At 58.8% G+C, this 20,922-nt stretch carries 18 protein-coding genes; 11 read left to right on the plus strand and 7 right to left on the minus strand.

The window, feature by feature from the left end:
• The first annotated feature begins 57 nt into the window (after positions 1–57).
• From R6Y96_RS06400 to R6Y96_RS06425, 6 genes are all read left to right on the plus strand, one after another.
• Complete coding sequence (locus R6Y96_RS06400) at positions 58–1,371, plus strand: protoporphyrinogen/coproporphyrinogen oxidase (RefSeq protein WP_318620414.1); 1,314 nt, start codon at positions 58–60, stop codon at positions 1,369–1,371.
• Positions 1,368–2,351 (plus strand): glycosyltransferase family 4 protein, encoded by a 984-nt coding sequence (locus R6Y96_RS06405; protein ID WP_318620415.1) that lies wholly within the window; start codon positions 1,368–1,370, stop codon positions 2,349–2,351. The genes R6Y96_RS06400 and R6Y96_RS06405 overlap by 4 nt, the downstream gene beginning before the upstream one ends.
• A 95-nt stretch (positions 2,352–2,446) precedes the next feature.
• Positions 2,447–3,145: a glycosyltransferase gene (locus R6Y96_RS06410; protein ID WP_318620416.1), complete on the plus strand. Its 699-nt coding sequence runs from the start codon at positions 2,447–2,449 to the stop codon at positions 3,143–3,145.
• A gap of 12 nt (positions 3,146–3,157) precedes the next feature.
• Positions 3,158–3,598, plus strand: coding sequence for a PaaI family thioesterase (locus R6Y96_RS06415; RefSeq protein WP_318620417.1), 441 nt, complete (start codon positions 3,158–3,160; stop codon positions 3,596–3,598).
• Positions 3,599–3,727: 129 nt separating this feature from the next.
• Complete coding sequence (locus R6Y96_RS06420; protein ID WP_318620418.1) at positions 3,728–4,279, plus strand: ferredoxin domain-containing protein; 552 nt, start codon at positions 3,728–3,730, stop codon at positions 4,277–4,279.
• A gap of 12 nt (positions 4,280–4,291) precedes the next feature.
• Positions 4,292–5,374: a GHMP family kinase ATP-binding protein gene (locus tag R6Y96_RS06425; protein WP_318620420.1), complete on the plus strand. Its 1,083-nt coding sequence runs from the start codon at positions 4,292–4,294 to the stop codon at positions 5,372–5,374.
• 24 nt (positions 5,375–5,398) lie between these two features.
• Here R6Y96_RS06425 and R6Y96_RS06430 read toward each other — a convergent pair whose 3' ends face one another.
• Both R6Y96_RS06430 and R6Y96_RS06435 read right to left on the minus strand, forming a co-directional pair.
• A complete protein-coding gene (locus R6Y96_RS06430) occupies positions 5,399–6,988 on the minus strand; it encodes a PH domain-containing protein (RefSeq protein WP_318620422.1) in 1,590 nt (529 codons plus the stop codon).
• Positions 6,985–7,572, minus strand: a complete 588-nt coding sequence (locus R6Y96_RS06435) for a PH domain-containing protein (RefSeq protein ID WP_318620423.1) — start codon at positions 7,570–7,572, stop codon at positions 6,985–6,987. Before R6Y96_RS06435 ends, R6Y96_RS06430 begins: the two co-directional genes overlap by 4 nt.
• A 400-nt stretch (positions 7,573–7,972) precedes the next feature.
• Between R6Y96_RS06435 and R6Y96_RS06440 the strand changes: the two genes are divergently transcribed.
• Positions 7,973–8,836, plus strand: coding sequence for an META domain-containing protein (locus R6Y96_RS06440; protein WP_318620424.1), 864 nt, complete (start codon positions 7,973–7,975; stop codon positions 8,834–8,836).
• A 34-nt stretch (positions 8,837–8,870) separates the two neighbouring features.
• Here R6Y96_RS06440 and R6Y96_RS06445 read toward each other — a convergent pair whose 3' ends face one another.
• Genes R6Y96_RS06445 through R6Y96_RS06460 form a run of 4 tightly spaced genes read right to left on the minus strand, consistent with a single transcriptional unit; the run spans position 8,871 to position 12,677 of the window.
• A complete protein-coding gene (locus tag R6Y96_RS06445) occupies positions 8,871–9,275 on the minus strand; it encodes a nuclear transport factor 2 family protein (RefSeq protein ID WP_318620425.1) in 405 nt (134 codons plus the stop codon).
• A 26-nt stretch (positions 9,276–9,301) separates the two neighbouring features.
• A complete protein-coding gene (locus tag R6Y96_RS06450; protein ID WP_318620426.1) occupies positions 9,302–11,140 on the minus strand; it encodes a molybdopterin-binding protein in 1,839 nt (612 codons plus the stop codon).
• 23 nt (positions 11,141–11,163) lie between these two features.
• Positions 11,164–11,979, minus strand: a complete 816-nt coding sequence (gene tsaA, locus R6Y96_RS06455; protein WP_318620427.1) for a tRNA (N6-threonylcarbamoyladenosine(37)-N6)-methyltransferase TrmO — start codon at positions 11,977–11,979, stop codon at positions 11,164–11,166.
• Between the two features lie 56 nt (positions 11,980–12,035).
• On the minus strand, positions 12,036–12,677 hold the full coding sequence (locus tag R6Y96_RS06460; RefSeq protein WP_318620428.1) for an FmdE family protein: 642 nt from the start codon (positions 12,675–12,677) through the stop codon (positions 12,036–12,038).
• A gap of 311 nt (positions 12,678–12,988) precedes the next feature.
• On the opposite strand from R6Y96_RS06460, the gene fdhF reads away from it, so the two are divergent.
• From fdhF to R6Y96_RS06475, 3 genes are all read left to right on the plus strand, one after another.
• On the plus strand, positions 12,989–15,058 hold the full coding sequence (gene fdhF, locus R6Y96_RS06465) for a formate dehydrogenase subunit alpha (RefSeq protein ID WP_318620429.1): 2,070 nt from the start codon (positions 12,989–12,991) through the stop codon (positions 15,056–15,058).
• Between the two features lies 1 nt (position 15,059).
• Positions 15,060–16,298 carry a Coenzyme F420 hydrogenase/dehydrogenase, beta subunit C-terminal domain gene (locus R6Y96_RS06470; protein WP_318620431.1) on the plus strand — a complete coding sequence of 413 codons (1,239 nt, stop codon included), beginning with the start codon at positions 15,060–15,062 and terminating at the stop codon, positions 16,296–16,298.
• Between the two features lie 230 nt (positions 16,299–16,528).
• Positions 16,529–17,263: a formate dehydrogenase accessory sulfurtransferase FdhD gene (locus R6Y96_RS06475; RefSeq protein ID WP_318620432.1), complete on the plus strand. Its 735-nt coding sequence runs from the start codon at positions 16,529–16,531 to the stop codon at positions 17,261–17,263.
• Between the two features lie 121 nt (positions 17,264–17,384).
• Here R6Y96_RS06475 and R6Y96_RS06480 read toward each other — a convergent pair whose 3' ends face one another.
• Complete coding sequence (locus R6Y96_RS06480; protein ID WP_318620433.1) at positions 17,385–20,036, minus strand: aminotransferase class V-fold PLP-dependent enzyme; 2,652 nt, start codon at positions 20,034–20,036, stop codon at positions 17,385–17,387.
• Positions 20,037–20,146: 110 nt separating this feature from the next.
• Between R6Y96_RS06480 and R6Y96_RS06485 the strand changes: the two genes are divergently transcribed.
• Positions 20,147–20,494, plus strand: a complete 348-nt coding sequence (locus R6Y96_RS06485; protein WP_318620434.1) for a DUF1894 domain-containing protein — start codon at positions 20,147–20,149, stop codon at positions 20,492–20,494.
• The last annotated feature ends 428 nt before the right edge of the window (positions 20,495–20,922 follow it).

A 20,922-nucleotide genomic window follows, 5' to 3' on the forward strand; every position in this document is an offset into this window, starting at 1 on the left:
CCTCCATACGCGGCCGATGCTCAACCATATATGGCACTGGCGTGAAACAGTATAGGCGTGAAATCGGCGGTACTGGGCGGCGGCCTTACCGGTATGACCCTGGCCCGTCTGCTCCACGATCGGGACGGCGAGGTCATCGTTCTCGAGGGGAGCGATAGGATTGGGGGGCTCTGCCGTTCGAGGATAGAGGCGGGTTTCACGTTCGATATCGGGGGATCGCACATAATCTTCTCCCGTGACAGCGAGGTTCTCTCCTTCATGCTCTCCGTCCTCAGAGATAACGCTGACCGCCGGAACCGGAACACAAAGATCCTCTACAAGGGCCGGTGCGTCAAGTACCCCTTTGAAAACGGGCTGTATCAACTGCCTGAGGAGGATCGCTTCTTCTGCATCTATGAGTTCATCAAGAACCTCATTGCCGTGGAGAAAGGCGAGGTCCCGCCGCCGACAAACTTTGCCGAGTGGATAAACTTCACTTTCGGACGTGGTATCGCCGAGTGTTACATGATCCCCTACAACGAGAAGGTCTGGAACTATCCCGTCGACCGGATGTCGCACCACTGGGTGGAGGGGCGGATCCCACGCCCTCCGATCGAGGACATCATTAAATCGGCCATCGGCATCGAGACCGAGGGCTACGTTCACCAGGCGGTGTTCTCCTACCCGGTGAGAGGAGGGATCGAGGCCCTGATCAGGGCAATCGCAGAACCCATCCTCCCTGCTGTCAGGACAGGTTTTTCCGTCACCTCTATCCGCGAGGAGAACGGGGGGTTTGCGGTGAGCGACGGTCGCGAGACCGTTTACGCCGATCGCCTGATCTCGACGATCCCGCTCCAGCACCTGCTCCCCTGCCTTATGGATGTCCCGGCGGATGTGCAGGCGGCGTGCGGTGCCCTCCGCTACAACTCGCTCTGTTCGGTCTTCATCGGTCTTGCCGGGGAGGTGCCTGATATATCCTGGCTCTACGTCCCCGACGAGAAGACGGGGCTCTTCAACCGGGTATCGTTCCCGTCAAATTACAGCGTTGCGGTCGCTCCGCCGGGCCACTCCTCGATCCTCGCCGAGATCACCTATAACGAGGGTGATGCCGTCTCCCGGATGACCGATGATGAGGTCATCGAGCACACCGTCGAGTCGCTCATCGCCGCAGGATTTATACCATCCCATGACACGGTCGTCTACACCGGGCTCGAACGGCAGAAGTTTGCCTACGTCGTCTACGACATCGATTACCTCAAAAACATCGCGATCGTCCGTGATTTCTGTCGGGAACGGAGGATCGACCTTGTCGGGAGGTTCTCACAGTTTGAGTACCTCAATATGGACGGCTGTATCAGGAGCGCCATCGACTTTGTGGAGGGATATCCATGAAGGTCAACTTTTTTGTCGAGGATATGCTCTTATTCAAGTACATCGGCTGCGCAACGCTGGCAAAGACGCTGTATAGCGCCCTCATCGAGGACGATGAACCCTGTCTGCAGGTTGCCTGGAACTCTCGCGGCCGTGACTTTGACCTTGTCCACTACCACACATTTGGTCCCCTCGCACTGGCGAACAGGGCCTACAGTCCCGGTGTCAAGGTGCTTACAGCTCACTCGACCCCCCGTCTCAATATAGGTAACCTGGCCTTCTTCGAGAGATTAAACCGCCTTTACCCGGAAATTTACCAGGGTTTTGACCATATCATCACCATCTCACCCCTCTGCGATGAAGAGGTTCGCGAGATCGCACCGGATGTTCCTACAACCCTGATTCCAAACGGTGTTGACCGGGATAAGTTCCGGCCTGATCCCGAGAAAAGGGCAGCGTTCAGGAGGAACTACGGGATCGGGGAGGATGAGTGGGTGGTGCTCACGGTCGCCCAGCAGACACCGCGAAAGGGGATATACGATTTTCTTGCGCTTTCACACGAACACACGGATACCAGGTTCGTCTGGGTTGGCGGTTTCCCTTATGGCAGGTTCTCGCAGGACTACAGTATCATCGAGGAGAAGAAGAGTCGCTGCGGGAAGAACGTTATATTCACGGGTTTTGTCGACGATATCACCGCTGCATACTGCAGCGCCGATGTATTCTTCATGCCCTCCTACGCAGAGGGTCTCCCGATGGTCGCCCTGGAGGCATTTGCAACCGGTCTGCCGGTCGTCGCCCGGAAGATCCCCGAATTTACCGGGAATTTCAAGGAGACCGCTGTCTACTTTGAGAACCTCGAGGAGGCAGGCACACTGCTTGAGGACCGGAGTCTGCTCGAACAGCACGCGGCACTCTCCCGCCCGTTTACAGAAGACTACGATATCCGAAAGATTGCAAAACTTCATATAAACCTCTACCGGGAGCTGACCGGGCAGTGAGGCCCGCCCCCGGACGGCCGGACGGTCTTTGCAGGACGGGCATCAGGCTTATGCCACGATGCCGGCAATAACTGTACCGCAAGGTGGATCGAGTGATGATCTCCGTAGTTGTTCCAACCTATAACGAAGAGCAGAACATCGAGCGCTGCCTGCGGTCGCTCGCCGACCAGACGGTGCCGAGGAAGAACTATGAGATCATAGTCGTTGACGGAAACTCTAAGGACAGGACGCGCGACCTGGCAGAACCCCTGGCAGATCAGGTCTTCATCCAGACGAGCAAACGGGTGGGCGGGGCACGGAACGACGGCGCGATGGCCGCATCGGGGGATATAATAGCCACGACGGATGCAGACTGCATCATCCCGCGGGACTGGGTGGAGCGGATCGAGCGTAACTTCTCAGCGCATGATATAGTCCAGTTATACGGCACGGTCTACCCGATCGAGGACGGTCTCCGGAACCGGTTATCGCTCCTCGGTGCAAACGCCTTCTCCCGCCTGGGATACTATACCAGGACGATCTATTTCACCCTCGGATGCAACACGGCGTTTGACCGGGAGGCTTTCATCCGGGCCGGGATGTACCGCTGCATCGACGCCGGGGACGACCTGGAGATCGCGCAGCGGATGCGCAAACTCGGGAAGGTCCACCTGGATCCGGGTCTGAAGGTGGGATTCTCGATGCGGCGCTACCAGCAGTTCGGGACTATCAGGTCGCTGTGGGAGTGGTTCTACATCGTTCGTTCCGGCGGCGAGGCAGGCGATGCCACATACACGAAGCGGGAATACAGGTGAGGCGGCCTGATCATGAATGGTTCTGCATCCATCCCGGAGGATTACATCGAGGCGGTGCGGCGGTCAGATTCCTGTGAGTTTGCCCGCATGCTGGGTATGGTGGTCACCGGGATCGAGGATGGGCGTGTCCGGGTGACGATGCCAATCAGGGGCACCAGGAACGCTCACGGCACAACCCACGGCGGCGCGATCTTTGCCATCGCCGACCATGCCTTTGGCATAGCGGCAAACATGGAGGGAATCGATCAGATCGCGATCTCCGCTCATATCCGCTACTTCTCTGTTCCAGCGGGGGATTCCCTGGAGGCGGTAGCCCGCAGGGTCTCGGAAGGGGAGATGACCTCGGTATATGCCGTCGATGTCTACTCCGGGGATCGCCTGGTTGCCGCGTTTGAGGGTGTCGGGTTCAGGACCGGGTTTCCAGGGAAGGCCGTCAAACCAGCAACCCGGTAATGCGTGTGCGTCTGGATCATGGAGCCGGGCGCCCCTCCAGACGGCCGGTCCGGGTTTGCCTGCCCCTGATCTTATGTATTGCGGTTAACTTGTGCATACACTTATCTTGAGGTGGTGCCACGTACTCTCATGAATTATGAATCAGACGCTGTAGAGATGGTTGCCCATCTTATGGCGCTCTCCGCTCGCACCGCCCCGAAAGCGACCGGCACCGACGTCATCAAGACGATGATCGTTGCCAGTGAGGAGAAGATGCGGCTTGCCGCAGCGATGCAGGACTACGGGGAGAAGCACAAGACCGGGTTCTTCATAAGGGATGCGGCGAACGTCGCAGCAAGCGATGCCTGTCTTCTCATCGGCTCACTGCTGCAGGAGAGTGTGGGTCTGAACTGCGGTGCGTGCGGGTATGCCACCTGCGCGGAGATGCTCGATGCGCAGCGCGAGAGATCTCATACGGCAACTCCATTTCAGGGCCCGAACTGTGCCGTCAGGATGGCTGACCTCGGGATCGCGGTCGGTTCTGCGGTAAAGACCGCGAGCATACACAACGTCGATAACCGGGTCATGTACTCAGTTGGTGTGGGGGCGCTCGCGCTCGGCTGGCTGGAGGGGTGCGGGGTGGCCTACGGCATCCCGCTCAGGGCATCTGGAAAGAATATCTTCTTTGACCGCGCACGCTAACCCGGTAGCAGAATGTCTGTTATGAAGATCCGGGGTGGGGACCTCGACCTCATCGAGTATGAGTTTACCTCCTTCTCCCCGGGTGAAAACATCCGGACGTGCGGCCTCCAGAATGATTACCGGCTCACCCCGGTCTCCGGTACGGTCACCGTACGCGCCCCGGCGAGGATTCACCTCGCCGTGCTCGACATGAACCGGTTCGCCCCCGACCGTCCTGGTGGAGGCGGGATCGGGTTTGCCATCAGCGTCTACTGTACAGCCGAGGTCGAGTGCACCGATTCTGGGACCGAGATTGACTACTCACGCGAACCGATCCTGCGGCACTTCACCGAGGTGTTCCGTCAGGTCGTAGGTTATAAGGGCGGATTTAAGATCCGTGCACGCGACCACAGCTACGAGCACGTCGGGCTTGGATCCACGAGCACCATCCTGATCGCGGTTGCAAACGCCCTCAACACAGCGGTGGGATCGCCGCTGACAGCCGACAACCTCCGCCTCCTCCTCGGCAGCAACTTCGTCGAGGAGACGGTGGACGGGAACGTGGCGTTCGGGTTCGAGACGGGGGTCGGACCCGCCGCGAGCACATACGGTGGGATGGCGGTTATGGGCGATGACCTGACGCTCGTCTACCGCCACACCTTTGCAGAGGGGAAACGGCTCTATATCGTCATCCCGCCGTCCAGGATATCCTCGGCCGGCGAGAAGGAGTTTGACCTCCTGATGAACAGGGCGCGGACGCTTGACTACCGTGACCGCGAGTTGAAGGCATACATGGTTATGATGGACCTCATCCCGGCGCTGGAAGGTGGCAACCTGGAGAAGATCGGCGAGGTCATCTGGGAGATTGAGTTCCGCGGCTCCAAGCGCGCCGAGGTGGAGCATCACGGGTTTGAGATCTACCGTTACATGGCCGCGCTCCGCGGCGCGGGGCTCGAGTTCGTCGGCATGAGTTCGGTGGGCCCTGCAATCGCCATCATCACCGGTCGCCCTGAGGTGGAGGTGGCGGAGATCCTGGCAGATCTCGGTCTCCGGATCGCCATCTCGACCACGGTTGATAACGAAGGGCTGAAGGTCAGCGTGGAGAGGAGAGAGTGAGGAGGCTGCCCTCACAGTCCCCCCTCAGAGACTGTTCTTACGGTAATCGTAGTCACCGCTTGCAATCCGCTCCATCACGATCTCGCCTATGGCGTTGAGGTCACTCTCGTGGAAATAACCGGAGGTTATGCTTGAACCCCCTATGGAAGAGAGCAGATAGATGTTGCTCCTGGCAACGTCGAATAGCCTGGCGATCGGGCCTTTAGCAGTAACCACCATCTGAACCCTGTCGTAGTTCATCGTGACGGTCTCGCGATCGACTGCACCGTTCACAAATGAGAAGAGGTTATCTCCGAGATCCAGGTCTGTGATCCTGTATGAGACGTAAACGGCATAGAATATCGCCAGGATGAGAGAGATCGTGATCACGGGCAGTATATAGGGCATGGTAAGCCCGGCGATCCCGGTCGCGGTCATAGCCCTGCGGTATAGGTAGATGGAGGGGTAGATCATCACCAGAGCGAGGGCGAGAGAAGCCGCACCAGCTTCGATCAGGAGCACTCTCGCTGCGCCTTCGGGCTGTTTCTTTGGTTTGCGGTCGTAGACAAACTCTGGCACCAGTTCCCGGAGAAGCGTCTGCTGCGTTGCATCGTCCTTCAGGAGACAGAGAACGGGGCGCAGGCTCTGCCCTTTCCCGGACGCAAGTCCCACCACCTCAGCCTCGATGCATGACCTGTGCATCAGCCTGGCCGCGAGGGTGCTCTTGACGCGGACGGCGTTGATCCTGGAGACGTCAAACGAAGTCCTGTAACTACGGATCAGTCCGTGCTGCAGGTATATCGTATCACCCCTGCGGTAGACCCGGTAGTTGTAGTAGTAAAAGATCTGAGATACGATGGGGGCCACCAGCATAGCAGCAAAGATCAGGAACGAGACCACTGCCCCGGTGCTACCGCCATCGGTTCCCGCGGAGACGTAGAACTGAAAGACGGAGTAGACCAGGAAGAAGAGACCGAAGAGGGTCTGGTAGGTCGATACGTTGAAGAGACCGTGAAGGATCACATCAAGCGGGGAGAACAATGCCGGCATTTCGACCGGTTCATCCCCGTCATCCTGATCCTCACTATGGGTGTAGAGGCGGTGCAGTATCGCCGAACGTATGCTCTCCGCCAGGTCCTGCTCAAACGTCAGGACGGCCTCCGGCACCGTGGCACCGCTCCCAGAGTTGATGTTGATCAACAGACTCGATGTTCCAAGCAGTCTGTTTGTAATGCCACGGTTTATGTTGACCGATGCTACCTTCGAGTAAGGGATCGTCTTCTTCCTCTTAAAGATGGTATCCCGCTCCACCACCACGCCGGTATCGTCAAACTGGATGGTTGTCCGGCTCCAGATCCTGTAGTTGATGAACACCACCGCGATGAATACAACCGCAAGTGCGGCTGCTGCCGCCGGTCTGCCGACCAGCGTGATGATGAGAATAAACAGAATCGAAGCGAATGGAAGTGTTTTTTCAACGATGATCCCTGGATGACACCGAACCCGTTTCCCCCAGATCTCCATCTCACCCGTGCGGGTGGCGGTGCCGGGATGGTCTGCAGCAGCTCGATCATCGGTCGACTGCTCTCTCGCGGCGCTGCTGCGAGCCGGGGTCTCGCGATCTCTTCCGGTCATTCGTCTGCTGACCCCGTCACCGATGATGCGGGTGCCTGCAGCCTCTCCCGCAGCATCTCCCCGATCAGTTTGTTGAGAAGTTCGGCAACCCTCTCCGCCTCCTCGAGTTCCAGGTAATTGATGGTGGCTACGCCTCCTGCGGTGGTGATGGCAACGTCTGCAAGACCGAGCAGGTTTTTGATCGGGCCCCTGGTGATCTCCACCTGGTGCACCCTCTCGATCGGCACCAGGGTGTGGCGTATCACCAGGACGCCGCGACGCACTTCGACCCGGTCGTCGGTGATCCTGTAGCGGTATCGTGTGTAAAAGACCGGCGGGGCCACCACCACATACACCAGGACGGCCGCCGGAACCCCCAGCAGGGCAAGTCGGGCGATCTCGTAATAGGGGTCAGAGAGGTTCTGCGAAAAGGTCGCAAGAAAAGTGCAGATCGCGAGGAGGATCGCATACCATATGCCGTAATTGATGTAGATCGAGATCATGCACCGCCGGTTCAGTCTCCTGTAACCGCCTGTGCCAGGTGCACCTGAGGATGGATCGGGTGCCGCATCCCCTGTCCCGCGCTGTCCGGTAAATAAAACCATTTAATTTCCCCTGATAAAAAGTCAGTTATGACTTTAAGATGCATCTGGCATGAAAGTTTCCCCCTCCAATGCCCATCGGATGGTCGTGAAGACCTCCGCTGAACGTTCAATAGGAAAGCAACCGGTAGATGAAGAAGTAAAACCATTCAACACACGGATATTGCTGCCGCAGCGGCGGTATGCCAGAACCTCATCAGGGAATGACCGCATGTTGAGACGCTGTTTCAGGTTCAGCTGCGCGGCTGTGAGTTCTCCCTCGCCGGAATGGATTGGCACAGGCAGTGACCGGATCTGGATAACCACCCTGATTGTCTGGTTTGGTAAACTGAGCACGCATAGGTTCGAATTTTCCCGTAGTTTACAATCCGCTTATCATCCACCCAAACCAATATGGTGATGTATGGCACCAAACAGAAGAAGGAGCAGGGACACCATCGCTGTGGCGGCGTCTCTGTTTGTCATCGCCGCGGCGTGCATCATCACCGCGGGCTGCATCGATGATGGATCAACACCCTCTCCAGCACCCAGCCTCGCCGGGACTGCCTGGACTCTCGGCTCGTACGTTGCCGGAAACGGCACGCTCGTTCCCGCCCTGCCCGGGACAGAGATTACAGCCAGTTTCAATGACGATGGCAGCCTTGCCGGTTCCGCTGGTTGCAACTCATACGGGACAGTCTACCATCTCGAGGGTGCAAACCTCACCATCGAACCGCCAGGCAGCACAAAGATGTACTGCAGTGAACCTCCGGGCATCATGGAGCAGGAAAACCGGTATCTCACCCTCCTGACAGAGGTCTCCACCTGGCGTGTGGAAGGCGATCGACTGATCCTTAGTGATGCAGAAGGCGCCGACCTGCTCATCTTTGCGCAGGCTCCGGAGGTGACGCCTGCACCCTTCACGGGGACCCTCTGGTTACTTCAGTCCTACAGCATACCCGGGAAGGAGGCGGTCTCCTCCGTGATCGCCGGCACTACAGTCACGGCCGTCTTCAGCGCTGATGGAAATGTCAGTGGTTCCGCTGGTTGCAACCACTACGGTGGCGGCTACACGCTTGACGGGTCGAACCTATCGGTCTCAACGCTCTTTACCACCCTCATGTACTGTGAGGAGCCAGAAGGCGTCATGGAGCAGGAGTCGCGCTACCTCGGCCTCCTCGGAAACGTCTCCACCTGGCGTGTGGAAGGCGATCGACTGATCCTTAGTGACGCAGAAGGCGCCGACCTGCTCATCTTTGCGCAGGCTCCGATCGACCAGGAGTCGTGAGACTCTGCATCTGAGCCTGGGCCGGTTTGCCATCCTACCTGCCCCGGATCGCCGGAAATGAGCAGTGTATCTGAGCAAAGATCCAGGCGTGCCCCGTCCCCCGAAGGACCGCGGTCACCAGCCCATCCATGGTCTGCCCGGCTCCACCCCTGACCAGGTTGCAGGTCACATCGGCCATGACCCAGGCGACCGTCCCCTCGGCGCCGATATGGACGCTGGAGAACTCAAGCGTGACCGTATCCACCTGCGTAAAAACACGTTCAAGGTGCCGGCGTAACGCCTCCTTACCGATCACCTTTTCGCCGGGAACACCCCAGAAACCACGGAAATCGGCGTCGGTGAGCGCCAGGATCCCGCCGGCGTCTTTCCTGCCGGCAGCCTCCAGCAGTCGCCGGAGAACCGCCATGACCTGGTCACGTGTCTGTTCGCTTACTCGCATGAGGTAGGGTCATGTCAAAAAAACAGTTATTGGTTTCGAGCAGGTGCAGCGTCCCGGGCAGGGAGCGGTTCATCGCCGGGGCCCCCTGCTGGTTCCCGCCCGATTGTCCGAAGATACGCGCGGAATTCCTGTGACCTTGCTGTGCAGATGAGGGCCGCAATGCCCTCCTCTGAGGCAACCTCCCCCCTGATCACCAGATTGCAGGACTCATAACCGATCGGGATAAAACTGAGCCCCGCCTCCCGCGCCTCCGCGCCCGCGCAGACCCACACCTTTGCACCGGCTGCCAGGTCCTGGTCCTGATGGGGATAACCAATCCCCTCCTTCTCAAGCCAGGCATCAAGGAGAACCTGTGCCGCCTGGCTCTTCGGGCGGTTGGCAACCCTCAGCAAAGCAAGCCTCTCTGGATCTAATTCACCGGTTGAGGCGATCCCGAGTTCCGTCCTGGCGAGCGGCAGCCGCAGGAGGTTCACGCCGGGTAGATAGCGGAACACCTGGTCGTTCCAGGCGGATTCCGTATCCGGGAGAACAATCGATGCCGCATGACAGGTGTTTGCCCGCAGGGCCAGCACCGCTCCCATCGTCGAGGCGTTGCAGCAGTGGAGCAGGTAGCCAGAATCCTGCAGCCGGTTTCCAAGTTCAGCGATGGCCGGGTCACGCTTCCCGACACAGACAACAGTCCGCGCGACCGTGGCTGATGGAGCGGTGAGACTGACACGCACCACCTCCCCTGCCTCGATCCCCTCGCGCCAGGCAGGGACATGGAGATAACCGTTTGCCCTGACCACCGCCATCTGGATGCCGCCACCCCTTGGGTGTGGTGTTGCCCAGCATGTGCCGTTCACCCGGCCGACCGAGACCGGTACGAACTCATCGAACCCGAGATCTGATGCCAGCCTGCTGGCCAGCCGGGCATCCGTCTCCGCAACGGGCGGGGGTGCAAGCCCCCACCACACAAGCAGGTTCGCGACAACCTCCCGGAGAACGGTCTGCGCCGAAACAGGATACCCTGGCATCCCGAACACCGGTTTCCCGTCGAGATCCGCGAGCAGCACCGGTTTTCCTGGCCTCATGGCGATGCCGTGGAAGAGTATCTCACCGAGTTCGGCGACGGCTTCACGGGAGAAGTCGCGACTGCCCGTCGAAGTCCCTGCTGAGAGGAGGACGAGATCGTTCTCGGCGACCGCTTCAGCCACCGCCTCCCGGATCCGGTGCGGCTCGTCCGGCACAACCCCGTAGCGGCGGCAGGTGGCACCCATACCGCTGAGATAGGCATCTGCCATCAGGCTGTTTGTCTCGACCGTCTGCCCCGGACGTGGCAGCGTGCCGGGCGGAACAAGGTCGCTCCCCGTCGGGATGATACCGACCCTGACCGCCCGCACCATAACACTGTTTATACCGTAGGTCGCGACTGCACCTATGTCGAAAGGCCGGATCTGGTGGCCCTTCGGGAGTACGAGTTCGCCCGCCCGGATATCCTCACCCGCCCGACGGATGTTCTGTCCCCTGGCGGCAGATTTCCGGATCCATACCCGGCCGTTTTCTTCCCAGGTATCCTCGACCATGATCACGGCGTCAAACGCCGGGGGGAGCACCTCGCCGGTGTTTATACGGGAATAATTGGTAAGTGTCAGGGGCCGCTGGTCCTGCGCTCCGAGCGTCTCGCCACTCCTCACCGCGTAGCCATCAAACTTCGCGATGTCGACCATTGGGACGGAATAGACGGCGTAGATCGGTTCGGCGGTCACCCTTCCTACGGCGAGTTGCAGCGGCACGCTCTCCGCGCCCCCGGGCGGTGGGAACTTCTGCCGCATGACCGCAAGCGCCCTGGAAAGCGGTGTAAGGTTCAGGTACCTGTGGGTCATCTCTGGACACCGTTGGTTACTGGTTATTTCGGTTGCGGCCGGTTGTGAACCGCGCACTCAAAGAGCGACGTTTCCCCGGCTGCAAATATATCATCGACACTCTGAGGAGCGGCCAGGAGACGGAAGACAACCTCCTTTTCGGAAGAGGAAACAGCGTAACGTCTACCTTCCGAGCACCTCAGCCGCTGGTTTCCCGGCGTCGCGCCGGTGATACCGATGAGCGCGTCGAGGATGCAGGGGTCGGCTCCTGGCGCGACGACGACACCGGGGTGTCGCAGGTCGCAGTCAAGTATGCGCGTCGCCGCTTCTGTGATCCGCACCCCGATAGCCACACCACGGCAGACATCTCCGTGGTAGTTCACGGCCTCACGGATGAGGCTGGAGCGATAGTCGCGTGGTTCCATCCTCCGGATCTTTTCCGTTCGGTCATGCCCGGCTGCGGAAAAGACACAGTCCCACCCCGGCTGGTAAGGTTTGATATCGATAACAGGTGTCCCATCGATAAGGTCGAGGTGTTCAAGCAGAAGGTATCGGCCTTCGCGCACACCGAACAGTCGCACCACGGAGATCGAGAGGGGGTTTGGCCGTGCCGGCGAACGGAGAGAGAAAACGCCCTTCTCCGGTAAGTCGTCTGAGATCTTCCGTGCGACCGCCTTCAGGACGCTCCTGTCCGCCCGGTGCAGCCAGCAGATCAGTATCAGGTGCGAGTTATCCTCGATACCCTCGAGCCCGGCTACGTACCCTGGAAAGATCTCAACCTCCGCACTGACGCCCTGGAGGGGCATATCGCTCCTGGATCGGATGCTTGAATGCACGAGCCCTATAGGTGAGAGTTCCATCTGATGCCTTCTGTGCCGACGGGATTCAGGTCTTCCATCGTTTGGGATGCCAAATCTCAGCAGGTGACCTTCTCATAGTAGGATTGTGACCGGCAGTCGCTGCAGACACCGTTGACAAGCATGTTGTCGGGAACTATCTCGCCGCAGATGGAGCAGACCGCAGATTTCCATGGCAATTTCTGGGGAACCTTCACGCGCACCTGCTCATGTGAAAGGAGATCCCGCCCCGCATCGATGATCTCGTCTATCAGCGCGGTACCCCGTGTTCTGGGGTCAAAGAGCGGGTCCTTCGTGTACCAGAGAGCAAACGTAGGATACCGCTGTATCTTATCGCCGTCGACGAAGACCCGGACACCGTTCACGTAGGGGGCGTCGGCCGGGCCGTTTAAGGTTATAGCAAATTTCCCGATAGGGATCACGCGGAGGCGATGGTTGCCGGTCGTGCAGTGAGCCATCACCTGCAGAGCGTCAGGCAGGCACTTTGTAGTCTCGCAGACGGCGTAGATCTTCCTACCCTCAGGCGGCTTCAGGAGTTCCAGGGCGTAGTCCACCATGTAGACACCGACCAGGAGACCCGGAGCAGGGTATGTGTGAAACTCTATGCATCGCCTGAAGTTTTCAATCAACTCCGGAGATGTACCCTTCTCCCTGAGACGCGCCTCGATGTCTTCCCATGTATGATTCAGTCTCGGTTGCACGTAGAGTGTTTGATCACCACTAGTTGTAAACATTTTGTATGAGTAAACTGGATTAAGTATATCCTCTCAGAAATGTTATCATATCGTACCAGTCAGATGTTATTTTGTAGCGCAATCCGGTGGTTCCTGCTGTGAATGTCAGATATAGTGAGTGGATTCAGACCGCATAGGATTAACTATACAACATAAATAAACGGGTATGTTAAAATAATATGTTTAAACTTATATACTATCGAGTCGAGTAAACCTATTGTGAGCATGTCTGGCATGCTTGGTAACCCACGTTGAATGCAACAACCGGGAGAATGTGAATGACTGATACCAGTGAAAAATTGCGCTACGTTCACACAACCTGCCCCTACTGTGGTGTTGGGTGCGGGCTGAACCTTGTGGTGAGCGATGGCAAGCTTGTTGGGGTCGAACCCTACAAGAGAACCCCCATCAACGAGGGGAAACTATGTCCCAAGGGAATGACCTGCTGGGAGTTCGTCCAGAGCCCTGATAGGCTGACAAAGCCGCTCATCAAGAAGAATGGTGAATTTGTCGAAGCGACCTGGGATGAGGCGCTCGACCTCGTGGCCTCGAAGTTCAAGGAGACCTACGAGAACTACGGGCCGAAATCCCTCGGTTTCCAGGTCTCGTGCCGCACACCAAACGAGGAATGCTACATCATGCAGAAACTCGCCAGGGTGGCCTTCAAGACGAACAACATTGACAACTGCGCGCGCATCTGCCACGGGCCGTCCGTTGCCGGACTTTCCCTCTCGTTTGGCTCCGGTGCCGCGACAAACCCCTTCGAAGACATCCTGAACGCCGATGTCATCTTCATGATCGGGTCGAACCCCATTGAAGCACACCCGCTGGTCGGGCGCCGGATTGTTCAGGCCAAGAAGGCAGGGAAGACCATCATCGTCTGCGACCCGCGCTACACCCCAACAGCGCGTCTGGCCGACCATTACGTACGCTATAACCCCTCGACAAACATTGCCCTGATCAACTCGATCATGTACTGGATCATCCAGCAGAACCTCCATGACAAGGAGTTCATCGAGAAGAGGACGACTGGATTTGAGGAACTTAAAAAGACCGTCGAGAACTACGCGGATGTCGAGTCGATCACCGGTGTTCCCACCGAGAGGATCAAGGAGATCGCACAGATCTATGGCAGCGCAAATAACGCCGTGATCATCTATTGCCTCGGCATCACGGAACTTACAACCGGGACTGACAACGTCAGGTCGCTCGGGAACCTCGCTATGCTCACCGGCAACGTCGGCAGGCCTGGAACCGGTGTCAACCCGCTCCGTGGTCAGAACAATGTCCAGGGCGCCTGTGACATGGGTGCTTACCCGAACGTCTACTCCGGCTACCAGAAGTGCGAGGACGACACCATCCGCAAGCGTATGGAAGAACTCTGGGGTGTCACCGGGCTTCCAGGCGAATACGGTGCAACCCTGGTGGAGCAGATCAACCAGTGCGGCGACCCGATCCGCGCGATGTACATCTTTGCGCTTAACCCCGTCGTCTCCTACCCGGACTCGAACCATGTGATGCGCTCGCTTGAGAAACTCGACTTCCTTGTTGTGCAGGACATCTTCATGACCGAGACTGCGAAGTATGCCGACGTGATTCTGCCCGGCGCCTCCTTCGCCGAGAAGGACGGGACGTTTACCAGCGGCGAGCGGCGTCTCAACCGTGTCCGCAAGGCCGTGGAACCCCCGGGCGAGGCAAGGCCCGACTGGGAGATCTTTGTCGACCTCGCCCACAGGCTCGGGCTCAAGGGATTCGATTTCAACTCGCCGGAGGATATCTGGAATGACGTGCGCCGGGTCACCCCCTCGATGGCCGGCATCTCCTACGAGAGGATAGAAAAGCCCGAGTCACTGCACTGGCCCTGCCCGACCGTGGAGCACCCGGGAACACCGATCCTGCACCGCGAGAAGTTCTCGTCGCCAGACGGCCTTGGACACTTCTTCGGTATCGATTATCGGCCTCCTGCGGAGGTTGCTGACGAGGAGTATCCGTTCACCCTGATGACGGGGCGGCTGCTCTTCCACTATCACACCCGGACGCAGACCGGACGGGCGAAGATCCTCAACCACGAGGTGCCCGAAGCCTATGTGCAGATCAACACGGAGGATGCAGTGCGGCTTAACATCAAGAACGGAGAAAAGATCCGGCTCCGCGGCAGGCGCGGAGAGGCGGAGGCCATTGCCAGGGTGACCGACGAGGTCGGACCCGGCGTGCTGATGATGACGATGCACTTCAGCGGGAAGGGGTCTGTAAACCAGCTGACGAACACCGCGCTCGATCCGATGTCGAAGATGCCGGAGTTAAAGCACAGTGCGGTTGCCGTCGAGAAGATAACGGAGGTGCAGTGAGATGGCAGCCAAGGGAGATATGCTATACGCCTGGACGACGAGCCCCGATATTGCCGGCGTCGCTGAGTGCGGCGGTGCGGTGACCGGTCTGCTCAAGTATGCCCTGGAGAACGATATCGTCGATGCCGTGCTGGCGGTGAAGAAAGGTGTGGACATCTACGACGCCGTCCCGACACTGATCACTGACCCTGCAGATATGGCTGAGACGGCAGGCTCGCTCCACTGCGGGACGCTCCTCCTCTCAAAACTTCTCAAGAGGTACCTTGACGGCGCCGAGAATATGCGCATCGGGATCACGGTGAAGGGCTGCGACGCGATGGGGCTCTACGAACTGGCAAAGCGCAACCAGGTCAACCTGGACAACGTCCTGATGATCGGTGTCAACTGCGGCGGTTCTGTCAGTCCAGTGACCGCCCGTAAGATGATTCGCGAGAAGTTCGGGGTCGACCCGAACGATGTTGTCAAGGAAGAGATCGACAAGGGTCAGTTCATCATCCAGACTAAAGACGGCCAGCACAAGGGCATCTCGATGGACGAACTCGAGGACGAGGGATACGGCCGTCGTCCCAACTGCCGCCGCTGCAAGATGAAGATCCCGCGCCAGGCGGACCTTGCCTGCGGCAACTGGGGTGTCATAGGCGATAAGGCCGGAAAGGCGACCTTCGTTGAGGTCTGCTCCGATAAGGGCGCCGACCTCCTGAACATGGCCGTGAAAGCCGGAGCCATTGCAACCGAGCCTGCAAACCCTAAGGGCGTTGAGATCCGCGGGAAGGTCGAGAACTCGATGCTGAAACTCGGCGACAAGTGGCGGAAGCGTTACTTTGAGGGTCTGGGCGAGGGCAAGGAGCGCCTCCAGAAGATCATGGAAGAGTCGTCACGGTGCACCAAGTGCTACGCCTGCATCGAGCACTGTCCGATCTGCTACTGCGTCGAATGCAGCACGAAAAAGTCCTACCTGGTCCCGCCGGGAGTCCTCCCCGTGCCGTTTATGTTCCACCTGATCCGCTACGCACACGTGGCGGACTCGTGCATCAACTGCGGCCAGTGCGAGGAAGACTGCCCGATGGAGATCCCGAACTCGCTCTACATGCACGCTCTGCAGGTCGAGATGGAGAAGATGTTTGGTCACACCCCTGGCGTGAACCTCGAACTCCCGGTACTTGCGCTTGTTGAAGAGCATGCCGAGCGTGAACGGCTTGCCTCAACCGGAAGCGACCAGATCTTCGATATCTTCAAGTAACTACGGGTGGGTCGTCCGGCGGTTTCGAATGGGCGGCTGGCTTAAGGATCGGTCGCCCCCATCCCACCCAGGCTTCCCGAGAACCAAAGATCGTTTCTGCCTCCGGCCCGTTGTGGTGTTGTAAAGGTTTTTTCCTCTGCTGTGTATACCGGCATGATATTGGTCTTTCCGGGCGCATGATCTTCCGAAAGGATCGATCAGGCGCACGGCGTACACAGAGTGGGCAAATCATGTTCAGGGAGATCAACTGTATAACGATCGGTGGCGAAGAGGCTGTCCGGAAGGTTATAGAGGAGACGCCGGTAGCGGTCTTTGTCAATGGCCGCCACCTGACGACTGTGATCCTGAGCCCTGGCGGGTTTCAGGAGTTCATCACCGGCTACCTCTACACCGAGGAGATCGCCAGGACAGTCGATGATATAGAGTCGATCAGGGTCGAGGATAACCGGATCAGCGTCCTCACGAAGAACCCCTTCCGGCGTGGCAGCGTTAAAAAGACCATTCTATCAGGGTGCGGGGGCTCGGTCTCCTACATCGACGCGCAGAAACTGCCCGCAATCAGATCAGATCTTGCAGCCACCGTTCCGGAGATCGAGGCTGCCATCGCCGCTCTCCCTCGTTCCGGAAGACTTGAGACGGTGGCGCTCGCGGGCGGCGGCCGAATCATCGTCTGCTCAAACGACCTCGACCGGCATAACGCCCTCGACCGTGTGATCGGTCACGGGCTGAAGAGTAACCTGGAATTCTCCCGGCTGACAGTCCTCAGCACCGGCCAGGTCACCTCCGAGATGGTCCGGAAATGCCTGGTAGCAAACATCCCGGTGCTGGTCTCCACCGATCTTCCAACGGCGCTTGCGGTGGATGTTGCAAAAGAGGCCGGTCTCTGCCTGGTCGGGTCTGCGGGGACGCCGGATATGGCGGTCTTTACACACCCCGAGAGGATCTCAGGGATTGAGGGCGGGTGACCTCCCGGAAAGGGTCGGGGAGTTCCCCCTCTCATGGATCCACATGCCGCGCTGGAGAGGATCTCTTGACCGCTACCACTGCCCGCTGCCTGCCTCCAGCAGGGGGGCGCAACATCCGGCTCTACCGTCCCCGGCTGATCTCATCGACGGCCGCGATCAGGAGATCGATCTCCTGCTCCGTCGTGAATGCCGCCAGGCTTGCCCTGACCGTCCCCTCCGGGAGACCCAGGTAATCCATCAGCGGCTGGCAGCAGTGGTGCCCCGAACGCACCATGATATCCGCCTCCTCATCGAGCATCTGCGCGGCCTCCTGCGGGTGAACACCATCGATGATGAACGAGACCACCCCTATCCGGGCATCTGGCCTCTTTCCGGCATATACCCTGACGCCCTCAGTTGCGGAGAGACCCTCGATCAGCCGCGCTGTCAGGCGCTCCTCGTGGCGGTGGATTCGATCCATCCCGATCGCCGAGAGGTAGTCCACGGCGGCGCCGAGCGCAATACCACCGCCGATGTTTGGCGTTCCCGCTTCGTAGCGGAGGTAACCCTCCGCCGGGACGTAGCCATCCGATGTCACGCTCGCGACCATCCCGCCGCCGAGAACCGGCGGCTCGATGAGAGCCTCCCTCATCCAGAGGACACCGGTCCCCGTCGGCCCGAAGATCTTGTGCCCAGAGAAACATAGGAAATCACAATCGAGGCTTGAGACGTCGACCGGCATATGCGGGAGCGACTGCGCCGCATCCACCAGGAGCAGCGCCCCGTGCTCCCGGCAGAGCCGCGCGATCTCCGGTACAGGCGTAGTCACCCCGAGGACGTTTGAGGCGTGTGTCACGGCAACGAGCCTGACACTGCCGCCGGAGAGGACCTCCTCCAGCGCGTTAAGGTCGAGCGCGTAGTCTGCATCGATCCCGATCAGATCGATCTCAACCCCATGCTTCGCAAGCGCCCTCCAGGGTAGAAGGTTTGAGTGGTGCTCAAGGATGGTGGTTACCACACGGTCGCCAGGCCTCCAGGAGAGACCCTGCGCGACCATGTTGATTGCTTCCGTTGTGTTCTTCGTAAATACTGTTATCCCCTCCCCGCCGCCGATAAACCGGGCCACCTTCTCGTGGGCATGCCAGTAGCGCTGTGTCGCTATCTGTGTCAGCCTGTGGACGCCCCGGCCGACGTTTGCCCTGTAATGGTGCTCAAACTCGACGAGTGCCTCTACCACCGTCTCCGGTGAGAACGTAGTCGCCGCGTTATCGAGGTAGATGATGTCGTCATCCAGGATCGGGAAGTCTCTGCGGATCTCATCCGGGTTAAACTCAATTTCACGAGTTGTTGGACTCTTCGTTTCTGTCATCTCTGCTCCATCCTCTGGCGTCGCCGCCTTCAGGGTAAAATCGTCGTTGAGGGGGATGCCGTGATCCCTGCAGACCTCGCGCATCTTCGGGGGCAGAGCCCGCCACCGCCACAGCCCCCACCGGTGGTAGGTCTCCGGAAATCCGTTCTTCTCCGCCCAGCGAGCCAGGAACTCATCCCATGGCCCCGTAAGTTCCGGATGCAACCCCCGCAGCATCTCGTACTCGCTCTCCAGCACCGCCGGACAGAGGTAACATCCAATCCGCTCAAGTCCCTTCTCGTATAGAGGGTTTATGGGGACACCCTGCCACCAGAGGTAGAGGAAGACCTCAAGCGCCCGCCAGTTCCGGATCGGCGAGACGTTCACCTGCAGCGGGTTAGCCGGGTTCTGGCTGGTCTCGTCGAGATCGGCGCGGTTCCATGACTCATACCAGCGGTTCCCCTGGATGGTGACGCACGGCCCAGTCCCGGTCAGGTAGATCTTCAAGGGCCGGAGTTTCAGGAGTTTGCAGCACCAGCGGCGGTCCTTCGCCGGCGGCCCGGCTTTCTTGACCGCCTCGAAGAAGTCACCTCCTTTGCGGATGATCTCGATACCCTGAGACTCCGCGAACTCCACCGTCTCGGGAAGCTCAAGCCCTGTATCTATGAAGAACGCCTTCTCCACCCCGGCCTTCCGGGCTAGGTGGAGGACGGCGGTGCTGTCCTTGCCTCCGGAGAACGAGACGTTCACGCACGGCCGGTCGTTCATGTGTTTTTTGATGGTCCGAACTGCGTTGCGCTCCAGGTTCTTCAAGTGGTAGCGGTTTCTCTCTATCACTGTCTCCCAGCCCGGATCAGGCTGAATGCTGGGCTCAACGGGGAGGAGTTCTTTTACCCGGATCTGGCCGTCCCTGACGACCCCCGTGCCAAACCGATTTTTATAGGTGATTATTACCGTCCCATCTGTTACGGGGGTAGAAAGAGGAAACCGTTTCCCGCCGATACGACCCCTGTGAGCGCGCACCGCGGGCTCGGTCTCAAGGTCGACGACGCCGCTGGTTGCGTGCGGGAGGATCCAGGAGATCGCTTCTGGCGTGATATCCAGGCTGTATTGTCGCGCGATTGGGTCAAACGTGAGCCAACCGAACCGTTCGCCGTTCACGATCACAAGATCGGCCCTGTCGATTCCACCGGTCTTGTTGAGCAGCACAACGCGCGGGAGGGGTATATCCCCAAATCGATCGGCAAGAAGACGTTTGATGAGATCTGTATCTCCCGCAAGCGCGGGCCGGACGTCATGCGGCGGCAGCAGCGCTATCTCTCTTGAACTTGCCCTGCAGCCGCATGTGCGCCCGATGAGAGGAACATTGCAGCGGTCGCACCAGTAGAGGACCTTTTTTACCGCCGGTTCGTGCTCCACGCTAAATATATTGGCATCTTCAGGCATTAAGTCAACCGGCAGGCCATTTGCGAAACTGTCTGAAAACGCCTATCTCGCGCGGTGAGGGTAACTGAAGACGGTAAGGTATTTATTCGTACAAAGACGAACAAGGTATAATGCCATCCTGTTGCGTAAACAGCCTCGCTGGAAAGGTGCTCCTCATGGACGCGACACCGAAGGAGGTAAACGACTACATCAAGCGACACTGCAGAGAGTACTACGGGATATCTCCAGGTTTTATCTTCAAGGATATTCGGGTACTCCTTAAGGAGCCGATGCTTGTAGGGCTGCAGGTTAAAAGAGGCAAGATACTGCTGCCTTTTACAAAGCGTTGTCCAAATCTTGGAACCATACTTTATGAGATCGCGGCAGATGAAGACGACCTCAACTACATCCGCAGCACCCTCAAGAGTGCCCGGGATGAAGAAGGTCTTCCGGGATCGACGTCAACCCTCCACGACTGAAGTGGGGGAAAGGATCTGATGAGCAGGATCATGCTTGCCAGGTTTGCCGGTTAACAACCACCACTCCTTGATAGGAAACCCTGCATGATCTTGCAGCCGTAATCCAGAGAAACTATACTCTCCTGCGTTTTGCCTGATATAATGAGCCCATCAAACCAGTTTGCTCCTGGCTTGATCCCCTCGAACCACCACCGCGGTGAGACGCCTTTTGCGGTTGAGCGCCCCCACCTCCCGGCCGAGGGGGTGATCGCCCTACGAAAGCCGTGCCACGGGGGAAACAGGATCTTTCAGGAGTTTATCACGGGGAACCGGGTGAGTTGGTGCACCCCCCTAGCCACTGTATCGATGGGGAATCGCCAATCTGGGAGGGGCTCGCCGGGGCGGGGGGTGGCACGTTCCCCTCCCCCTGTCGCTCGCGTGTCATTGAA

It is taken from the genome of Methanoculleus receptaculi, assembly GCF_033472595.1.
GTDB lineage: Archaea > Halobacteriota > Methanomicrobia > Methanomicrobiales > Methanoculleaceae > Methanoculleus > Methanoculleus receptaculi.

Bases quoted from the DNA above. Each gene is read 5' to 3' on its own strand.
- R6Y96_RS06405 (WP_318620415.1), top strand. From the start codon at position 1,368: ATGAAGGTCAACTTTTTTGTCGAGGATATGCTCTTATTCAAGTACATC.
- R6Y96_RS06410 (WP_318620416.1), top strand. From the start codon at position 2,447: ATGATCTCCGTAGTTGTTCCAACCTATAACGAAGAGCAGAACATCGAG.
- R6Y96_RS06415 (WP_318620417.1), top strand. From the start codon at position 3,158: ATGAATGGTTCTGCATCCATCCCGGAGGATTACATCGAGGCGGTGCGG.
- R6Y96_RS06420 (WP_318620418.1), top strand. From the start codon at position 3,728: ATGAATTATGAATCAGACGCTGTAGAGATGGTTGCCCATCTTATGGCG.
- R6Y96_RS06425 (WP_318620420.1), top strand. From the start codon at position 4,292: ATGTCTGTTATGAAGATCCGGGGTGGGGACCTCGACCTCATCGAGTAT.
- R6Y96_RS06430 (WP_318620422.1), bottom strand. From the start codon at position 6,988: ATGACCGGAAGAGATCGCGAGACCCCGGCTCGCAGCAGCGCCGCGAGA.
- R6Y96_RS06435 (WP_318620423.1), bottom strand. From the start codon at position 7,572: ATGGTTTTATTTACCGGACAGCGCGGGACAGGGGATGCGGCACCCGAT.
- R6Y96_RS06440 (WP_318620424.1), top strand. From the start codon at position 7,973: ATGGCACCAAACAGAAGAAGGAGCAGGGACACCATCGCTGTGGCGGCG.
- R6Y96_RS06445 (WP_318620425.1), bottom strand. From the start codon at position 9,275: ATGCGAGTAAGCGAACAGACACGTGACCAGGTCATGGCGGTTCTCCGG.
- R6Y96_RS06450 (WP_318620426.1), bottom strand. From the start codon at position 11,140: ATGACCCACAGGTACCTGAACCTTACACCGCTTTCCAGGGCGCTTGCG.
- tsaA (WP_318620427.1), bottom strand. From the start codon at position 11,979: ATGGAACTCTCACCTATAGGGCTCGTGCATTCAAGCATCCGATCCAGG.
- fdhF (WP_318620429.1), top strand. From the start codon at position 12,989: ATGACTGATACCAGTGAAAAATTGCGCTACGTTCACACAACCTGCCCC.
- R6Y96_RS06470 (WP_318620431.1), top strand. From the start codon at position 15,060: ATGGCAGCCAAGGGAGATATGCTATACGCCTGGACGACGAGCCCCGAT.
- R6Y96_RS06475 (WP_318620432.1), top strand. From the start codon at position 16,529: ATGTTCAGGGAGATCAACTGTATAACGATCGGTGGCGAAGAGGCTGTC.
- R6Y96_RS06480 (WP_318620433.1), bottom strand. From the start codon at position 20,036: ATGCCTGAAGATGCCAATATATTTAGCGTGGAGCACGAACCGGCGGTA.
- R6Y96_RS06485 (WP_318620434.1), top strand. From the start codon at position 20,147: ATGCCATCCTGTTGCGTAAACAGCCTCGCTGGAAAGGTGCTCCTCATG.